Raw genomic sequence first — 19,494 nt, forward strand, 5'->3', positions numbered from 1 at the left:
AACACCTGTTATCATTCCGAACACAGAAGTTAAGCTCTTATTCGCTGATGGTACTGCGAGTTCGCGGGAGAGTAAGTTATTGCCAGGGTTTTTATTTATACTTTAAACCTTGAATTTATTGTGTATACTTATTTTTACACATTAGTAAGACTATTGTAGTTTAATAAGGAAATTTTAAAATAACATGAAAAAAGCAAACTTCTTAAATACTAATTTTTTAATTTTGCTTTTGGTTTGTTTTGTCAATGCCAATTTATTTTCTAAGGATATTTTCAAGTTTAAACTTGTAGATCAATATTTTCCTTTTTACTATAAGAATGATAAAGGAGAATATGTAGGGCTTATTTTTTCTATTTTAGATAAATGGTCAAAAGACAATAATGTTGAGATTAAAGTTGAGCCTATTGGCACTTTAAATGAAAGTAAAATTGAAGATGAAGCAATATATTTAGGATTGACTTATAATTCAAAATTAAATGATTTGTTTTATTTTAAAAGTGAGCTTGCTAGGAGCATTTCAATTTTATTTTCTAAAAGCTCTAATAAAAAATATAAAAATACCCATTCAACATTTTTATCCAACTTTAATATAGGGGTTGTTAAAAGTACAATATATGAGGATATCTTAAGGCTAAGAGGTGCTAACGCCATTTTTTTAGCTGATAATGTCCAAGATCTATTATTGGCTTTAAAAAATGATAAAGTTGATTATGTATATGGTGATTGTAAGACGTTACATTATGTTGCAAAGCGTTTTTTAGGTGAAGATCTTGCTATTTTTAACGGAGATGTTTTTTATAGTATCAAAAATAGGGTGGCTATTAGTAGAAATGCTCCTGAGATAATAAAGAATTTGAATTTAGATTTGTTTTCATATTTGATGAAACTACCTGATGAATATGTTTTTTCTTTTTTAGATAGAACTTCTAAGGGAAATTTTATTGATGTTGGTTTGTATAACGATTATCCCCCTTTAAGCTTTATTAATTCAAAAGGAAATTTGTCTGGCATTTTAGTGGATTTGTGGAATCTTCTCTCAAGGCAGCATATCTTTAAACCTATTTTTAAAGGATTTTCTAAAGAGGATATTAAAAAATCATTAGAGGGAAAGTCAGTGGGAATTTTTGGAGGAATTATTAGCAATGATAGCGTATTTGAAAATGTTAATTATGTAGTAAGTAAGCCAATATATCCTCTTAATTTTAAATTTTATTCTAAAGGTTTAAACAAGAATATTGGTCCAATAAATTCTCAGTTTATTGATTTTAATTTTAATAATATTCAATTAAATAAGAATCAAGATATTGTTAATAACTTTATAGATATTGTCAATAATTCATATGGGTTTATAGAAAATTCAATAACAACAAAATATTTATTAAAATTAAATGGATATAACGGTAGGTTAAAATCTTACGATTTGATTTTTAATAAAAATAGGTTTTTGGTATTAGCTATTGATAATAGGATTTATAAGGTTATCAAATATATTCTTAATGCTATATTTGATGATATTTCATTTGAATCTTTACTTCAAATAGATAAAAATTGGTTAGACAAAGAAGAGATTAATAGTTCTCGAATAAATAGTTATAAAATTATGAATAAGGTTAAATTTAATATAGAAGAAAAAATTTGGTTACTAGAAAATAATAAATTAAATCTTGCTGTTAAAAATTGGTACCCAATAGATTATGTTGAAGCAAATAATTATAAAGGAATAAATCAATTTTTGCTTGATAAGATTAAAATGTTTGCAGGTTTAGAATTTAACATAATTAAAACGTCTAGTAGTTTGGATCTAAAAAAATTAATCAAATCTGGAAAAATCGATATGCTAAATACTAATGCGATCGATTCAAATTTAGATAATGTTTTCAATATAAAGTTAAATTCTCGAATTCCACTTTATATTTTTTCAAATAAAAAAAGGGTGCTTCCATCAAGATCTTTAGAGAGGCTTGCCGTACTTGATTTTTTATATAGTAAAAATTTAGTTTCTAATGTTAAATCAAAGCTTGTTTTGGTAAGTAGCTTTAAAGAAGCCTTACTTCTTCTTTATAAGGGGAATATAGATGGGATTATTAGTGATGAGCATACAGCTGCAGCTGTTTTTGAAGAATTAAATGTTTTTGATGTTGAAAAACTTCCTATTTTTAGAGATTTGGCTTTTGATTTGAGTCTTGCTATTTATGATCAGGATTATATCTTAAAAGAAATTATTCAAAAAGTTGTTATGCGTTCAAATGTTGATAGTCAGAGATATTTGAATGATTGGAAGTTTGATGTTTATTATAAATCCAAAGGTAGTAGGTTTAAAAATTTCAAATTTTCAGTTGTAACAGTCATTATATTTTATTTTACTTTTTTCGTGTTTGTAATAATTTTTCTGTTTAAATTATCATTTGAGCAGAAAAGAAGATATTCTTTTGTAATGAATGAAAAAAAGATTGCAGAAGCTGCCAATGCTGCTAAAACTATGTTTATAGCAAACGTTAGCCATGATATTCGTACTCCCATTAATGGAATAATGGCGGCTACTGAACTTTTGGATACAACTATTCTTACGAATGTTCAAAAAGACTATGTTAGTATGATAAATTATTCATCTGATTCTTTACTTTCTTTAATTGATGATATATTGTATTTGTCCCAAATAGATGTCAATGAATTACATGTTGAGAGTCAACAGATTGATCTAGAAAGTGAAATGGAAATGGTTTTAAAAACTTTTCAATCTCAATGTGCAAAGAAAAATATTGATTTATTCTCTTATTCCAAATCTATTTTTAATAATTATATAAAAGGTGACATTGTAAAAATTAAACAAGTTTTAATTAATTTAATAGGAAATGCTTTTAAGTTTACAGATGAGGGTGTTATTGTTTTAAACTATGAAGAAGTATACAGAACAATAGTTGATGGTGATAGATTGGTTACAGTTGAATTTAAGGTAATAGATACAGGTAAAGGCATTAAAAGAGAGAATCTTTCTAAGATATTTGAAATATTCAAGCAAGAGGATGATTCTTCTTCAAGGGTTTATGAGGGAGCGGGATTGGGATTGTCAATATCTAGAGAGCTTATAAGACTAATGGGTGGTCTTGGTATTGCTGTTGACAGTAAGGTGGAGGAGGGTACAACTTTTTCATTTATGTTGCCTTTTTTCTTGGGCAGCGAGCTTAATAAAAGTAAAAATTTGTCAATCAATAGATTAAAATCAATAAACATTAATAGTAAAGTATTAAATGTGCTCTTAAGTCAAAAATCTATTAAAATTTATAAGCATTGTTCGACTTTGCTGGGATACTCTTCTAATGTACATTATGTAGCATCTTTTGAGGATGCTTATAAATTTTTTAAGAAATATTCTTTTTATAATTTTGTTTGTGTAAATGTAAATAACGATAATATTGAGGAGAGTATTCGATTTGCTAATAATATTGAAAAACTAAGCCCTGATGTACAAATTATTTTTTTATTTTATTGTTTGGATAACAAAGCTTTGAAAAATTTAAAATATATGTATGTTAAAAAGCCTTTAACAGGGCTTGGTATATCCTCTATTCTTTTTAAAAAAGAGTTTAAATCAAAAATGGATTTTGTTGAAAATTTGGGTTTAATAGATAGTGCTTTTAAAATAAAAGAACCCATTAGTGTGTTAATAGCTGAAGATAATCAAGTAAATCAAAAAGTGTTAAAAGACATTCTTATTGTAATAGGTATTAATGAAAATTTTATTGATGTTGTAGATGATGGAGTAAAGGCTTTAAAATCTTTAAAAGAGAAAAAATATGCTATCTCTTTTATTGATATACGAATGCCAAGATATGATGGATTTTCAGTGGCTAAAGAGATTAGAAAATTTGAAAAGGTAAAGAATTTAAAGCCGTGTGTTTTGATAGCTGTAACAGCGCATGCTTTGCAAGAGTATAAAAATAAGTGTTTTGAAAGTGGTATGAATGATTATATATCAAAACCAATACATATAAGTTCAATTAAAGGCATATTAAAAAAATATTTACAGTTTGAAGTTGATAATATAGGAAAGAGTGAAGATTTGAATCAACTTGTTAAGTTTCCTAATTTAGATATTAACAGAGCTTTAAAAGAATTAAATCTTTCATATTTATCATATTCTGAATTATGTAGAGGACTTGTTGATTTTATTTCTATCAATATTATTGATTTAGAAAAAGCTTTTGATGAGGAGAATTTGTATTTAATTAGGGATATATCCCATTCAATATCTGGAGCTCTTTCTAATATGCGTAGTGCATTGTATAAAGATTTTAAAAAAATTGAAACAAGTAAAGATTCAATTTATGAGTTGAAAAAAATGTATTCTTTTGTAAAGGATGATTTATTGCGACTGATAAGCGACATAAAGGAGAATGTTTTATTTGAGTCTGAGATTGTTAGTGAGAATAAGCTTTACTTTAAGAATAATGATCAATTTTTAAATCTTCTCAATAGACTTTTAATTGGCATTAAAACTAGAAAGCCAAGGGAATACAAAGAAATTCTTAAGAGCATTGATAAGTATGTTTTAGATGATAAGATTCAAGAATTATTTAGTGATTTTCGTAGGAATTTAAGATTATATAGATTCGATGAGAGCTCTAAGATTCTTAAAGAGATTATTGAAATACTTAGCAATAAGAGATATTGGTAGTGGAAATGATAATTAAAGATAAAGCTTTTGAAGTGGAGAATCAAAAGCTTTTAATTGTAGATGATTCTCCCCCCAATTTAGATTTATTGGTAAATATATTGCAAGATGCCTATGAAGTTGAAGTTGCAACAAATGGGCTTGATGCTTTAAAGCAAGTTGAAAAAGATAGTCCTGATCTTGTGCTTCTTGATGTAGGTCTTCCAGATATTAATGGTTATGAGGTATGTAGAAGGTTAAAAAGTGATCCTGATACTAAAGAGATCCCCGTAATTTTTATTAGTTCAAAAAGTTCTACAGATGCTCAGCTTGAGGGATTTAATGTTGGTGGAGTGGATTATATTTTAAAGCCTTTTAATAGTCGAATAATTGATGCTAGAGTTAAGACACATCTTGAATTAAAGCGGTTAAGAGATTATTTTAAAAGCTTATCTAGAATTGATGGACTTACTCAGATTCCAAACAGAAGATTTTTTATGGATAAATTTTCTAAGTCATGGATGAAAGCTTTAGAAAGCAAAGAAATAGTAATTGTTGGGATGCTAGATATTGATAATTTTAAAAATTACAATGATAATTATGGCCATACCAATGGCGATGAGTGTCTTAAGTTGATTGCTAAAGCTTTGTATAAGGTTGCTTTAAAATATAAAATAGATGTTGCTCGATATGGAGGAGAGGAATTTATTTTTTTTTCTGTTAATAAGAACTTAAGTGAAATGATTAATATTATTAAAACAATGATTGATGATATAAAGTGTTTAAGGATAGTTCATGAGCATAGCAGTATTTCTAGTATTGTAACTGTTTCAATTGGTCTTGCTCAAGAAATTCCTATTGATAACAATTTTACCAATATCATAAAGCTTGCTGATAGCAAACTTTATGAGGCTAAAGTTTCTGGAAGGAATCAGTTTAGATATTAAATTTATATTTATTTAGTAGGCTTTAGTATTTATAAGTTACAGAGATTCCAATAGAATCGTAATAAAAATAAGAATTACCAGTTGCTATTCTTTTTGAAATATCGGCCAGTCCAGCTGTATTATTTGTGTATGTGGGATTCGTAGATAATTTTAATTTAAGGCCAATTGTTAAAGGCTTGACAACTTCACAATTAGCAACAATAGAAATATTGTGATAAAAAATGTCACTTCCCCAGCCTTTGTTTTTCCAGGAGCTTATGTTTCTTTCTTTGCCAATTTGTGTTTTTCCTTCATAAAGTAGGCCTATAGTGTTAAGAGGTATTGGCATTTTGTAAGCTAAAAGAGCGTAAGGTTTTATTAGTATGCCATTTATATTTTTGCCATCATCTGCTTTATATTTCCAAAGTTGGTTTTTGCTTGCATGAGGATTAATTAAGCATGTAAAAGTATTTCCAATAACCGTAATAATGTGTGTCCAGTCTCCTTGAAAAATAGCGTTTAAGTCGAATTGAAATCGTCCCCCTATTGTTATTTCTGAATAAAATTCAAGAGTATTTGAATATTTCCCATTTTCAATGTGCACACCAATTCCCTTGAATCCAAAAGCTTCCCAACCCATGCCAATTTCATTTGATACATATAAATTTAAGAAAGCAATAGGAGTAAAGCTTAGTATGCTTTTAAATGAGATGCTTACAGGAGACAGCCCGAGATTTAAATCTACGTCTATACCATTGTTTTTAAAAAACATAGAATTGGGATTGTGTAAAACTTTGAAATTTTTATAGTACCCCAAGTATGATATTAATTTTATTCCTCCCCAATAATTGGTTGGAATTTTTAAACTTGGTTTAATATTTTGGAAGTTGGGATGTTTAAAGCTTCGTGAAAAGCTTTTTCCATTTGTTCCCATTTCGTGGGGAGGGTAATAAGCAGATTGAAAATTAAAGTAAAAGTATTTATTATTGAATTCCAAGTCTTGTTGATCTTGGGCAAGAATCACCTTTGCTTGCAAAAATAACAAGCAAAAGAAAATTTTTTTTATTAGCATTTTTATTTTAAATACCTTTTCTTTTCCATTTAATTTTTTTTAAACATTATTTTAATTATTTTTTTTCTCATTTCATCAATTTTAACAGACGCATCAACATTGTTAATTCTAGAGCATTTTGAATAAAATTCTATTAGCGGTTTTGTTTGTAATTTATATTCTTTAAACCTTGTTTTTAAGCATTCTTCTTTATCATCTTCTCGTTGGTAAAGATCTCCTCCACAAACTTCGCAAATGCTATTGTTTTTTGTGGCTAGGGTATGTATATTGAAAATATTATTGCAAGATTTACAAATTCTTCTTCCCGAGAGTCTTTTTATTAATAATTCTTCATCAATTAAAAAGTTTATTATTTTTACATTTGGTAAAAATTTATCAAGAGCTTTGGCTTGACAAATATTACGCGGAAATCCATCTAAAATAAAATTGTCATTATTTTTAATAGCTTTAATTTTATTTTCTACCATTTTTATTGTAATTAAGTCAGGGACTAGTTCTCCCTTTTCAACGATTTTTTTTATTTCTTTTCCAAGAGTTGTAGAATTTAAAATATTTTCTCTAAATAAATCTCCTGTTGAAATGTGATAATATTGAAATTCGTTAGAAATAATTTTTGAAATAGTCCCCTTTCCAGAACCTGGAGGACCTAAAAATACAAGTCCCATAGATTGTAACTCCTGTATAGATATTTATTATTTTAAGGGTTTATTTGAAAACATTTAATAAAAATTTAAGTCCCACAATTGTTCCAATTGTGGATCCAAGGTTAACAAAAAGCACTATTAATAGAATTCTTGTAACTTTGTTTTTGAAATATCCTTTTGTTGTTGATAATTCTTCTTGTAAATTTTCAAAATCTTTGACTTTTGGTTTGTTTATATAAGCTTCAACAAGTCCTGCCACCATGCCCGTTCCTATGAATGGTATTAGAGAGAATATTGGAGAACCTGTAATAGCTGTTAAAATTGTTAAAGGGTGAGATTTTAATAAGATGGATGCAACGCCTGAAAAAAGAGAGTTAGATATTATCCAAAGCTTTAAATTTTTATAAGCAAAATCAAATCCTTTAACGTAAAAAGAGCTTACTATTAGTAAAATAATTGAAATTGCAATGAAGTAAGATAGCATTTTGCTAAATGAAAAAGGGGTTTTAGGTATTTTGTCGAGTTCTTCAGCGTTTATTATTTTTTTATTTTGGCTTATTTCTTTTAAAGTTCTCATTATTCCGTTTACGTGGCCTGCGCCCACAATGGCAAGAATAATACCTGTTCCTTCAAGTATTTTGTTTGTAATAAATTCATCTCTTTCGTCAATTAAAGCTTTTTTTACTTTGGGTATTTCTTTTGAAAGTTCTTCCATTACTTTTGAAAGAGCGTCCTGTTCTTTGAGCTTTTCAATTTCATCTTTTGTAATTTTTGTATCTGTTAGAGAAAAAAGGCTTGAGATTATTTTTATTTTTTCAAATATTGGAATAGATATCCAAGCTCTTTTTAAAGTTGTTTCAATTTTTCTGTCAGCAAGGATTAGCGGAATATTATGCTTTTTAGCTTTTAAAATAGCTGTTTTCATTTCCTCTCCGGGGTTTATTCCTTGTTCTTTTGCTAATTTTTTTTGAAAATTACTAAGAATTATGTTTATTATTAAAAAGAAGGCTTTTCCTTGTCTTAGTGCTTTATCTATATCTAAGTTTCTCCATTTTTCATTTTCATCGGTGTTTAAGATTGAATGATAGCGAGCTTCATCAAGTTCAACAGCAATATAGTCTGGTTTTAAGATTTCTATTAAATTTGCAGTGTCTTCTGAGCTTTTTTTTGACACGTGAGCAGTTCCAAGTATATATATTGTTTTATTATGTATAGTAAATTTACTTACATGAGAAAAACAGTTTTCTGTTTTGGTGTTTTCTGTTTTATTGTCCAAAAAATATTCCTTGTTTTAAAAAAATTAGCTATTAATTAGAATAGCTTTTAATAATTTTATCATATGGTTTAGTGGAACTATATAGTCTATGTTGTTTTCTTTTATTGCTATTTTTGGCATTCCAAAAACCATGGAACTTTCTTTATCTTGTGCAATAGTTAGTCCCCCGGCTTTTTTTATATCGCCAATTTCTCTTGATCCATCGTTTCCCATTCCAGTCATTATTAGAGCAATTGCTTTATCTTTTGCAATATCTGCGATAGATTGAAATAATATCCCAATAGATGGTTTGTGGCCATTTATATGTTTACCATCGAAAGTTTGTATTTGATAGTTACCATCGAGTTTTTTTATTTTTGTATGATATCCACCCGAGCTTATGTATGCGTGTCCTTGTTTTAATATTTCGTTATTGGTGGTTTCTTTTACGTTTATTTTACAAAGATTGTTAAGATTTTTTGCAAATTCTTCTGTAAATCCTTTAGGCATATGTTGAACAATTATTATTGGTGGAAAGCTTTCAGGTATTTCTGGCAATATTGATTTTAAGGCCACAGGACCCCCTGCTGATACTCCAATGGCTATTATGTCAAATTTTCTCAATCTAAGTTTTTTTATTTCTTTTTCATTTAATATTTTTTCTTTTTCATGTTCTTTAAGTTGAGTTAATGAAAAAATGTCATTTTTATGATTTAAAAAGAAATTAGCTTTTTTATTGTTTTTTGTTTTCATATCCTTATCGAAGACAATTTTGTTTTTTATAGATATCGATCCATAAGCTAAAAGAGAATTGATAATTTGTTCTTTTTTGTTTTCATGTGATTTTTTATTTTTAGATACTAATATAAGATCATCAGCTCCTTTTAAAGCAGCAATATTTATTAGGTTTTGATTTGAAGATGTGACGACAATTGGTATTGTTTTGTTTATATTGTTTTTTTTTTCTAAAAAGAGAATATCTTTAATGTTGTTTTCTTCTAAATTCATTAATATTACTTCGGGGTTATGCTTTTTAAGCTTATTTGTTGCGAAGTTGCCATTCGAAGCAGTTGCAATGACTTGAAGCTTAGGAGACGAATTAATAAGGTCTGATATAAGCTTTCTCTTTACAGCAAAGTATTCTATGATAAGTACAGAAATTTTTGTTTCCATTGCTAATTTTTCCCTATTTAATTCTTGTTAAATTATAACTTATATTTATTTTTTAATTTAAATTTTTCTTTTTTACAACCAGTATCTTTTTTTTCATATATTATTGCCCAAGGTGTTTTTAAAAATTTAAAAGGAAGGTTAAGTCCAAAAAGTGATTCTGAGTGTCCTATAAATAAATAGCTATTTTTAGACATGTTATTGTAAAATTTTTTAAGTACTTTAATTTTTGATTTTTCATCAAAATATATTAATACATTTCTACAGAAAATAACATCAATTTGTGAAAAATTACTTTCAAAGTTTAAGTTATGATAATCAAATCTTATGTGATTTTTAATTTCATTTTTAATTTTATATCCGTTTGAATGAGAATATATATAGTGTCGATATTCTTTAGGAATATTTTCACATTTACTTGATGAGTAATATCCCTCTTTTGCTATCATCAAAGATTTTAAACTTAAATCAGAAGCAATAATAATAAAATCTATTTCTTTTGGAAGCTTTGATTTGAGTACAAATGCCAATGAATAAGGTTCTTCTCCTGTTGAGCATCCCGCAGACCAGATAATAATCCTATTTTTTTCTTCTATTTTTTTAATTTTAATTAAATTAGGAATTACAAATTTTTCAAAAGTTTGAAAATGTAGTGAATTTCTAAAAAATCTTGTTAAATTGGTTGTGACTAAATCCAAGAAATATTCTTTTTTTAATTTTTCACCAATTATTAAATTATAAAGTTGTGATGGGTTTTCAAGAGTAAGTTCTCGTATCGCATCATTAATTCTGCTTTGAAGAACAAATTTATTTTTTTCGTCAAAACGCATTCCGCTGTTGTTATATATAAAGTCGCAAAATTTTAAAAATAGCCGATCTTCAATTTCTAGCATTTTTTGGAACCCGCTTAATTATTCTCTTTATAAATAAGTATTGCCTATTTACAATAAATCTCTAGATAAGAATATTTTTTTTTTAAAAAAAATTGTAAAGTTAATATAAATAATTTTATTATAAGACTTAGGTTTATAAAAAGGGTTTTGTTTATTTTAATTTATTTATACTAATAAATGAGGAATTTAATGGGTGTTGGAAAAAATATTTGCAAATACTGATTTAATGGTTTTTTAAAGATTGAATGATATTGAATGATGTTTAATAGACTTAAGAAAGAAATCTTTAGAGAAGATGTTAAGTATGAAATTTTTAGAAAATTTTTTCATATTTTTAGCTTGATAATTTTGGTTTTTTATAGAATAAATTTTTGGATAGGACTTATTTCTAATATACTTTTTATGATTTTATACTTAAGTTCTGAAGTTTTTAGAATTACTAAAAAAAAACTACTTTTTTTTAAAAATATTTCAGACATAATATTAAAATCAAGAAAAATATTACCCAATAAAGTATCTTTTCCTCCCATTTTTTTGTTTTTAGGTATATTGATATCGTATTGCTTGGTTGTGGGTCCCTTTAATTATATTGGAATATTCTCAGTATGTCTTGGTGATGGATTTGCAAGTCTTGCTGGAAAGTTAATTCCCTCTTTTAAGCTTGTAAACGATAAAACCATTTCTGGTAGCCTTGTTGTATTTTGTGCTACTTTTTTTTCATATTATTATTTTTTTCCTTGTTTAACATTAGCTTTAATTCTTGGAATTTTAGCAGTATTGGTAGAGCTTTTTGATACTGCAAATTATGATAATTTATTTTTACCACTTATTGTTTCAACTTCGTCCTATTTTTTAACTTTCTTTTTTTATAGCCAGTAAAAGAAAATTTTTCCTGATTTTTTTAGGTAAATTGGTACGCCAATTAAGATGGGGAGAAAGGCATAAGGTATTTTTAGCAAATTCAAGTAAATTCCACTTAATATTAAAAACATTGAAACAAAAAGGAAAAAATAGTCAAAGCTTTTTTTTCTTAAAAAGGCTACTATAAAGTTTATTAAAATGAGCAACAAGAATGCATCTATGTAAAATTTTGTACTTTCTATTTTAAGGATGCTGTAATCTTGGCTATTTTCGTACGAATTAATAGGTATTATATAGCTATATATGCAGGCAAAGGTCAAGATAATGTAAATTGTATAATGTATTGATTTTATTTTGAAATCGCATATATATAAACTTAGAAAAAATAAATTTAATAATGAAAAAGCATTTACAAAAAGGATAAATTTTGTAAATAAGTAATAACTTGAATTTAAGTTGTTTTTTAAAAAAAAATCTTCAGAGATCAGAATAGGTTCTAATGTATATGAACTAATAAAGCAATAGAAAAGTATAAATTGTATATTATTGGTTCTTTTGTAATTAATATATGACCAAAGTGAGCCTATAATTCCAGCAATAAAGATTGCAAATTTATTAACCAATATTATAAAATTATTATTGTAAATTTCTAGAACATAATTTTGATAATTTTCATTATATTTTATGTTATAAGAGAAAATCAGTATAACTAGTGTTGCTAAAATAAAAATTATAAAGAGAAAGAGATTAATAGAAGCGTTTAACTTTGTAAATATTAGTTTCATTTAAACTTCCAAGAATGTGTATTTTTTATTTTTTTGATATTTTTTTTAATTTTTGAATCAAGTTTTTCAAAAAAATGTATCTTTGTTTTTTTTTCAATTAAATCGACGGTAACAACATAATTTTTCAAATCCAAGTCTTTTGCTTTCTCATTTGGGATGATAAAAGAGATTATGTCAAAAGAATTGTTATTGTTAATTGCTAGTACTATTTTATAAAAATTTTTAGGTATCAAAATTCTGTTTTTACCAATAAATCCTTTATTTTCCGTTAAAATTCCAGCACTAATTATATATATATATCCTTTTGAGATTGCCCATTCTCTTACCAATTTTTCAAGTTTTAGCCAAATTCCAGAATTAAATTCGCTTTTTTGAGGGGACATATTTGATAAAAAATATGTATCTTTCATTGCATTTTCAGAAAAAGACATATCTGCAGAACTTACTATGTGCCCCCTGTCATAACCGCTTTTAAAGTAATCTTCAAGTTTTGGAAAAATGCCTTTGATGTTGGCGTCTTCAAAGAATTTAGTGCTTCTTTTAATCTTTTTGGATTTTAACAAAGTTAATGCTAGTTCTACCATTTCTCTTTTAAGCGGATAAGCAGCCCATTCAGATTGTCTTGCGCTTTCAGCATATCCCAAAGTATAGTGTTTTTTGCTTATTATTTGAGTAGTAAGATATCCTTTTGGTATTAATTGTGATTCTTTTATTGGAATAGTTTTTGTAATGGTAATATATTTATTTTCTATTATCTCTAAATAGTCATAAATTCTATGTTTAATTTGTTTTAGGATTTTTGGATTTAAGGAAAAAAATAAAAATCCCGCTAGACATAAAATATAGCAGTAAAGAAAAAATTTTGATCTTTTTTTCATATTTCTATCTCTTTTTCATCCTCAAAATTATATCTAATAGTAAAATTAAAAGAAATGTTAAATGTATCTAAAAATAAAAAATCAATTTTAAAGTCTAATCCCATTAAAGGTATTGCCTTTTTTGTAGAAATTTCAATAAACATATAAGGCTCTAGTACATAAGGCAATTTTTCGTAAAATTTAATATCTCCTATAAAGTTTGTGGATAAGTAAAAGCGACCACCTACGCCAATAGTAGAGGAAAAATATTTTGTTTTTTTAATTAAGTTTGCAATGTGCCAGTTTATTCCTCCCCCAATATAAGACTTAAAGTATTGCATTTTGCTAGGGATATTAAGACTTTTTGTTGTCAATATCATAACGACGATTAAAAAATCAAAATTATTATTAGAAAATGTGTAGTAAGGTCTAAAAATAAGATGTTTGATGTTTGAATTCAGGAAAAATCCAATTCCAACTCCAATTCCTGTTGAATATTTGAATCCTCTTTCTGGGCTAAAAAAATTGTAACTTTGTTTGGATTGATTATTCTCATTAGTATTATCCTCATTTGCAAATGCATTTAAAGTGGAGATGATGAGCAATGTTAAGAAAATATAAATGTTTGGATTTTTTTTCATAAACAGATTATTTTAAATAATATAAAAATTGCTTTAGCTTTTCAATATATAACATTTATTTAGGGAGAATTTTCCTGTTTAGTGTAAAAATATTTTTTATATTAGGTGGCTGTAATATGCTATTTTATTGTATATTATACAATATGTTTAATTGCTAGGAGACTACATTTATGTTTTTTAATTTTTTAAAAAAAGATCTTGTATTTGTTTTGCCAGAAGTAAATTCAAAAGAGGGTGTAATTGATTTTTTAGTTGAAAAAATCAATGATAAAGGATATATAGATAGTAAAAAAGAGTTTCTTCAAGGAATTCTTGATAGAGAGAAAATAGGTGATACTTCTTGGGAAAATGGGGTTGCAATTCCTCATTTTATAGGAGATGTTGTTAAAACCAGTTTTATTTCATTGCTTTACATTAAAGGTGCTGGGGTTAAGTGGTCTGAAGAAAATCCTCCCGTTAATTTAATATTTTTGATTTGCATGTCAAAAAAGCAACAAGGCAATGAGCATCTTAAGGCGATTGCCTTTATAGCTAAGCTGTTTGAAGATGATGCTTTTCAAAATGCTTTAAACGGGATGGTTACTGCTGATGACATTTATTATTATATAGAAAATGTTCAGAGAAAAGTTAAAGAAGAGGATTTTAGAGCTACAAAATCAGAGAAAATAGTGGCTGTAACTGCTTGTCCTGTTGGAGTTGCTCATACATATATTGCAGCAAAGAAAATTGAAAATGAAGCTAAAAAGCAGGGGTACGATATTAGGGTCGAAACCCAAGGATCTATTGGTATTGAAAATGCCTTAACAGAAGAAGAAATTAAGAATGCAGATATTGTAATACTTGCTGTTGATAAGGATGTTGATGAAAAGAGATTTGAAGGTAAGAGAGTTTATAAAGTTTCAACTGTAAAAGCGATAAATAATACGGAAAATATTATTAAAGAAGCGTTTAATGCTCCAATATTTTTTTACAAAGACGCTGGGGTTAATGGTAGTTCTAAAGGCCCGATTATAACAGGTAAAGGGAGTTTTTATAAATATTTAATGAGTGGGGTATCTCCAATGATTCCTGTTGTTGCAACCGGAGGAATTTTAATTGCTCTTAGCATTGCTTTTGTTGGGATTGGACCCGATGGGCCAAATTTTTCTGAGCATCCATTTTATAAGCAAATTGCAGATATTGGCTCTGTTGCTTTTGGAATGATGCTGCCCGTTCTTGCTGGTTTTATTTCAATGGCAATTGCTGATAAGCCCGGTCTTGCGCCTGGTCTTGTTGGTGGAGTAATATCTGGAAATGTAAAAGCAGGTTTTTTGGGTGCAATATTTGCAGGATTTCTAGCAGGCTATATTGCTAAGTTTTTAGCAAAGAGATCTGTTCCTGAATGGCTAAGGCCTGTAATGCCCATATTTGTAATTCCGTTAATAAGCACCATTATTGTTGGCTTTTTTATGTTATATGTTGGTGTTTATATTGGAGAATTTATGGGGGTTCTTGAGGGCGGGCTTAAATCTTTACAGAGCAATTCAGAAACTTTTGGTGTATTAGGTAAAATTTTCTTAGGTTTAGTGTTGGGGTCAATGATTACTGTTGATATGGGTGGACCTTTTAATAAAGTGGCGTTTCTTTTTGGTGTAGGACTAATTCCCCAAGTGCCAGAAATAATGGGAATGGTGGCAGCAGCAATTCCTGTTCCCCCTATGGCTATGGGGCTTGCAACTTTTTTAGCGCCTAAATTATTTGAAAATGAAGAGAAAGAATCTGGAAAAATAGCCTTTTTAATTTCATTTATTGGTATTAGTGAGGGGGCTATTCCTTTTGCTGCTAGTGATCCTGGAAGGGTAATTCCTTCGATAGTGGTGGGAGGAGCTGTATCAAGCATTATCGCGGCTTTTTTAGGTGTTGCCAATCATGCTCCACACGGAGGGCCAATAGTGCTTCCTGTTATTGATAATAAATTTGAGTTTATTATTGCAATTGCTGTTGGAGTTGCAGTTGCAACAGCGTTGGTAATTTTTTTGAAATCTTTAAAATTAAAGGAATCTGAATGAATGAAGATAATATTTTTTTAATGAAAAATAGTATTAAAGAATATGATTGGGGAGGGGTTAGTTTTATTCCCAATCTTTTAGGTGATAAGATTGATGGAAAGCCTAAAGCTGAAATGTGGCTTGGAGCGCACAAAACATTTTCTAGTAAGATTTTATATAGAAATGAGTATGTGCTTTTAAGCGATTTTTTAGAAGACCGTAAAGAGCTTTTAGGTTGTAATGACGAATTTCCCTTTTTATTTAAGGTGTTGTCTGCAAATAAACCTTTATCTATTCAAATTCATCCTTCTAAAGATATTGCCTTGAAAGGGCATGAATCAGAGAATAATAAAGGGATAGATATTGATGATCCTAAAAGGATATATAAAGACAAAAATCCCAAAATTGAGCTTATTTATGCATTGAGTGATTTTTATGCCCTTAAAGGCTTTTTGCCTTTGGGCGAGATTAAAAGAATTTGTGAAATTCTAAAATTAAATTTCGACTTTCAATCACATAAAGATTTTGTAAAAACCGTTTTTGATTTGCAAGCGTATGAACTTGAGAAGATTATTGAGAAAATTTTAAAAAATTTAAATCTTATTGATAATTTTAGGGGTTATTGGTTTAATGAAATTTACAATATTTATGGTGTAGATGTGGGTCTTTTAGTATTTTTAGGCATGAATATTTTAAAACTAAAACCAGGGGAAGTTGTTTATACAAATAGTCAAGAGGTGCATGCATATCTTAAGGGAGACTGCATTGAGCTTATGACCAATTCTGACAATGTTATTAGAGCTGGTCTTACTACTAAGTATATTGATAAAGAGGAGATGTTAAGAGTTGGTAAATTTGAGGAAGAAAAGGTATCATTTTTAAATCCCGATTTTCAAAATGGTTTTAGTGTATTTAGACTTCCTAATACTAATTTGAAATTAATTCAAAAAAAAATAAATGAGAGCATTTGTATCAATAGAAATAGTGCAATGGTCTTGTTAGTTTTAGATGGATGTGTGAATATAAATAAATCTTTAGATCTTAATAAAGGTGAGAGCATTTTTATAGGCAGAAAAGCTGAAAACTTGTTTATTAATGGGGATGGTCAAGCTTTTATTGCTGGTTTTGATTAAAATTAAGCTTACTTGTGTGAGCTTAATTTTAATTTCCAATTTAGTTATTTGTTTAATTAAATGCAAATTTAATGAATCCAAATCCAAAAAAATTAAATTTAATTCCTTCAAATAAAATGTTTGGCTTTGTCAGCAATATCGTTGGTCCTAATGCGGGGTAAATTTTGAATCCCATGTATAAATTTTTTGCAAAGTTATATTCCATTACAAAAGGAATTCTTATAACAGCACCTATTCTCTCATAATCAGTCTCTTCCTCTTCATCGGGAGGTATAAGGGATGTTTTTGACCAATCTGCACCTATTCCAATGCCGCCGCCGATTCTCATATATTGCCCAATTTGTTTTTTAAAAATAACATCTATTCCACCGTTTAGATAATTTTCAAAGTTGTTTGACTTAAGGCCAATAAAACCTCCATATCCAAAATCAATATTTACATAAGGAATTGTAACTATGATGTTTGCAATAGGATTGCCTATTCCAATACCCATTGAAAATAAGTCATAGCTTTTTTTTTCTTTTATGCCTTTAAGTTTTGCGATACAGGTGGTTGAATCTTCCTCTTTGCTGCATCTGACCATGTAATTGTCAGATGCAAAAGAAAGGTGTATTACACCTAATGCTAATATTAAGATATGTATTTTTTTAAAATTTTTTATCATTTATTCTCCATTATATATATATTTTTATAAAACCCGTGCCCAAGAAATTAAATCTAGCTCCTTCGAATGACATTGGGCTGCCAAATAGCATGGTTGTTCCAATAGTAGCAACAGCTTTAAACCCAATCACAATATTTTTAAGAAAGCTGTATTCTATTACTAAAGGTAGCCTTATTACAACCCCTATTCTATTCTCAAGAGAAGCTGTTTGTTGAACTTCATTTTCTTCTTCTTCAAGTTTTTCATTCGATTTTTCAGGACTACCTTTTGACCAATCTGCACCTATTCCAATTCCTCCGGAAATCATAGTGTTTTTATGTATTTCGTCTTTAAATAAAAGATCTATTCCCATTACAACATAGGGCACGAAATTATTGGGTTTAAGCCCAACAAATCCCCCATAGCCGAGGTCTATATCTACATAAGGAACAGATATGGTAATGTTTGTAAGTGGATATCCAACTCCAAAGCCTATGCCAAATAAGCGACGCACAGACTCTTCTTTTTCAAGAAGTTTTTCAAAGTCAAAATCATCTCCAACCATAGCTTTGTTTTTTGATTGGGCAGTTAATAAACCTGTTGTTAATATAAGTATTATTGTTGCTAATAGCATTCTCATTGAAATTCTCCTTTTTTATATTCAATTCTAGATATTATTTTTACAATATTTTTAATAAAACGTAAAAAATTAAAAATATTGATATTTATTTGCTTATTTTGATAACAAAACTTTATTGTTAAATTTTTTATAATTTTATTTATAAAAATCTTGTTTATCAAAAAAATTTTAATCACAAATACAGGTATTATTATACTACTTGACTGTATATTGATGTTAATATTATTTGTTAGGATAAGATTTTTAGGAATATATTTTTTCTTTGATTTTTTGGCCTTTAAAAAAAGTATGAATTGATGAATTTGTAATAAATAAATTTTATTGCAGTGTTTTATTTTAAAGCGTTTGCAATAAAATTTTATTTGCCTTAAATCTTTTAAAACTAATATAAGGTTATTAATCCTTTTGTTCAAAAATTTATCCCAAAAATTTGAATATTAAGTTTTTAATCTATAAACAAATAGTACAGCAAAGTTTTGAATTTGAAATACTGTTTGATATTATTTTAAGTAAGACTAAATTAATTATAAATAAGTTTAATATGTAATTTATTGTTATTAAACTTTATACAAAGCTTATGATTAAACTGTATATTGTTTTTTTTTATTTTTTTTCTTTTTTATTAGGGTTTCCAGAAAATATTTTTTTTAAAAATTTAGGATTCTCTAATGATGGTCAATATTTTATGTTTGGCGAATATGGGTTTGAAAATGGATATTATTATTCTGCTGTTTATTTTGTTGATGTTATTAAAAATAATTTTGCAAATTCTGGGGTGCATTCTAGGGTTTTTAAGGAGCACATTGAGTATTTAGACAGCTATGATAAAAGCCTTTACGAACTTTTAAAGATGATTAATTTTAAAGTTAGAGAATTTAAAATTAATCATTTAAGAAGAGGGCGAGAAATTTATTTTTATGTTAAGAGTGAGATTCCAGAAACAGATTTTTTAAATTTTATTGATTTTAAAACAGGAAACGAATATCAAGTTTTTATAAATAAGGATATTAATTCCCAAGAAGGTTCTTCTTCTTTTAAAATTTTTCTATCTGTCAGATATTGTAATTCAACTCTAGAAAAACATTTGACTGTTGGGAGAGGGAATTTCTATAGAAAAAATGTTGTTGATTACAAAATAAGAGAGATTGTTTTGTTTCCAAATGAAGATGGAATTGTTTTTGTTTTGGAAAAAATAATGTTAAATTCTTATGGGAATAAGTATAAGCGGTTTATGGTTGAAGTTAAAAAATATTGAATATAATTATTTAGCGTTTTAAAGAAGTTTAATGCTTTATT

17 protein-coding genes and 1 rRNA gene are annotated in these 19,494 nt (G+C 27.5%); 7 read left to right on the forward strand and 11 right to left on the reverse strand.

The window, feature by feature from the left end; translation table 11 throughout:
- The 3 genes from rrf to HNR35_RS02180 all read left to right on the forward strand — a co-directional run.
- Nucleotides 1-88: ribosomal RNA gene (gene rrf / locus HNR35_RS02170) — 5S ribosomal RNA — on the forward strand; the annotation flags it as partial.
- A gap of 96 nt (nt 89-184) precedes the next feature.
- Nucleotides 185-4,675 (forward strand): ATP-binding protein, encoded by a 4,491-nt coding sequence (locus HNR35_RS02175; protein ID WP_183223621.1) that lies wholly within the window; start codon nt 185-187, stop codon nt 4,673-4,675.
- Nucleotides 4,675-5,598 (forward strand): diguanylate cyclase, encoded by a 924-nt coding sequence (locus HNR35_RS02180; protein ID WP_183223623.1) that lies wholly within the window; start codon nt 4,675-4,677, stop codon nt 5,596-5,598. The genes HNR35_RS02175 and HNR35_RS02180 overlap by 1 nt, the downstream gene beginning before the upstream one ends.
- Before the next feature lie 22 nt (nt 5,599-5,620).
- On the opposite strand, the gene HNR35_RS02185 is transcribed toward HNR35_RS02180, so the two are convergent.
- The 5 genes from HNR35_RS02185 to HNR35_RS02205 are packed head-to-tail and all read right to left on the reverse strand — an operon-like array spanning nt 5,621 to nt 10,611.
- Entirely contained in the window at nt 5,621-6,649 is a 1,029-nt protein-coding gene (locus HNR35_RS02185; RefSeq protein WP_183223626.1) for a hypothetical protein, read from the reverse strand.
- Between the two features lie 29 nt (nt 6,650-6,678).
- Nucleotides 6,679-7,314: an adenylate kinase gene (locus tag HNR35_RS02190; protein ID WP_183223627.1), complete on the reverse strand. Its 636-nt coding sequence runs from the start codon at nt 7,312-7,314 to the stop codon at nt 6,679-6,681.
- A 40-nt stretch (nt 7,315-7,354) separates the two neighbouring features.
- Entirely contained in the window at nt 7,355-8,569 is a 1,215-nt protein-coding gene (locus HNR35_RS02195; RefSeq protein WP_183223629.1) for a TraB/GumN family protein, read from the reverse strand.
- Nucleotides 8,570-8,593: 24 nt separating this feature from the next.
- Complete coding sequence (locus HNR35_RS02200) at nt 8,594-9,721, reverse strand: chemotaxis protein CheB (RefSeq protein ID WP_183223631.1); 1,128 nt, start codon at nt 9,719-9,721, stop codon at nt 8,594-8,596.
- Nucleotides 9,722-9,753: 32 nt separating this feature from the next.
- Complete coding sequence (locus HNR35_RS02205; RefSeq protein WP_183223632.1) at nt 9,754-10,611, reverse strand: protein-glutamate O-methyltransferase; 858 nt, start codon at nt 10,609-10,611, stop codon at nt 9,754-9,756.
- 258 nt (nt 10,612-10,869) lie between these two features.
- Between HNR35_RS02205 and HNR35_RS02210 the strand changes: the two genes are divergently transcribed.
- Nucleotides 10,870-11,490, forward strand: coding sequence for a diacylglycerol/polyprenol kinase family protein (locus HNR35_RS02210; protein ID WP_040353486.1), 621 nt, complete (start codon nt 10,870-10,872; stop codon nt 11,488-11,490).
- Here the strand turns inward: HNR35_RS02210 and HNR35_RS02215 are convergent.
- Genes HNR35_RS02215 through HNR35_RS02225 form a run of 3 tightly spaced genes read right to left on the reverse strand, consistent with a single transcriptional unit; the run spans nt 11,478 to nt 13,755 of the window.
- On the reverse strand, nt 11,478-12,257 hold the full coding sequence (locus HNR35_RS02215) for a hypothetical protein (RefSeq protein WP_006433836.1): 780 nt from the start codon (nt 12,255-12,257) through the stop codon (nt 11,478-11,480). The genes HNR35_RS02210 and HNR35_RS02215 overlap by 13 nt on opposite strands.
- On the reverse strand, nt 12,254-13,135 hold the full coding sequence (locus tag HNR35_RS02220; RefSeq protein WP_006433845.1) for a DNA/RNA non-specific endonuclease: 882 nt from the start codon (nt 13,133-13,135) through the stop codon (nt 12,254-12,256). The genes HNR35_RS02215 and HNR35_RS02220 overlap by 4 nt, the downstream gene beginning before the upstream one ends.
- Entirely contained in the window at nt 13,132-13,755 is a 624-nt protein-coding gene (locus HNR35_RS02225; RefSeq protein ID WP_006433842.1) for a hypothetical protein, read from the reverse strand. The genes HNR35_RS02220 and HNR35_RS02225 overlap by 4 nt, the downstream gene beginning before the upstream one ends.
- 170 nt (nt 13,756-13,925) lie before the next feature.
- Here HNR35_RS02225 and HNR35_RS02230 point away from each other — a divergent pair, with 170 nt between their 5' ends.
- Together HNR35_RS02230 and manA are read left to right on the forward strand one after the other, a co-directional pair.
- Entirely contained in the window at nt 13,926-15,803 is a 1,878-nt protein-coding gene (locus HNR35_RS02230; protein ID WP_183223634.1) for a fructose-specific PTS transporter subunit EIIC, read from the forward strand.
- Entirely contained in the window at nt 15,800-16,915 is a 1,116-nt protein-coding gene (manA, locus tag HNR35_RS02235) for a mannose-6-phosphate isomerase, class I (RefSeq protein ID WP_183223636.1), read from the forward strand. The genes HNR35_RS02230 and manA overlap by 4 nt, the downstream gene beginning before the upstream one ends.
- Before the next feature lie 52 nt (nt 16,916-16,967).
- Here the strand turns inward: manA and HNR35_RS02240 are convergent, their stop codons facing one another.
- Genes HNR35_RS02240 through HNR35_RS05945 form a run of 3 tightly spaced genes read right to left on the reverse strand, consistent with a single transcriptional unit; the run spans nt 16,968 to nt 18,611 of the window.
- A complete protein-coding gene (locus HNR35_RS02240; protein ID WP_006433823.1) occupies nt 16,968-17,579 on the reverse strand; it encodes a DUF3996 domain-containing protein in 612 nt (203 codons plus the stop codon).
- A gap of 10 nt (nt 17,580-17,589) precedes the next feature.
- The gene (locus HNR35_RS02245) at nt 17,590-18,198 is read right to left on the reverse strand and encodes a DUF3996 domain-containing protein (protein WP_006433820.1); all 609 of its coding nucleotides are present in this window, start codon (nt 18,196-18,198) and stop codon (nt 17,590-17,592) included.
- Nucleotides 18,195-18,611, reverse strand: a complete 417-nt coding sequence (locus tag HNR35_RS05945; protein WP_006433818.1) for a hypothetical protein — start codon at nt 18,609-18,611, stop codon at nt 18,195-18,197. Before HNR35_RS05945 ends, HNR35_RS02245 begins: the two co-directional genes overlap by 4 nt.
- Nucleotides 18,612-18,775: 164 nt before the next feature.
- On the opposite strand from HNR35_RS05945, the gene HNR35_RS02250 reads away from it, so the two are divergent.
- Complete coding sequence (locus HNR35_RS02250) at nt 18,776-19,453, forward strand: DUF2259 domain-containing protein (RefSeq protein WP_183223638.1); 678 nt, start codon at nt 18,776-18,778, stop codon at nt 19,451-19,453.
- The last annotated feature ends 41 nt before the right edge of the window (nt 19,454-19,494 follow it).

Source organism: Borreliella spielmanii, from assembly GCF_014201705.1.
GTDB classification, from domain to species: Bacteria; Spirochaetota; Spirochaetia; order Borreliales; family Borreliaceae; genus Borreliella; species Borreliella spielmanii.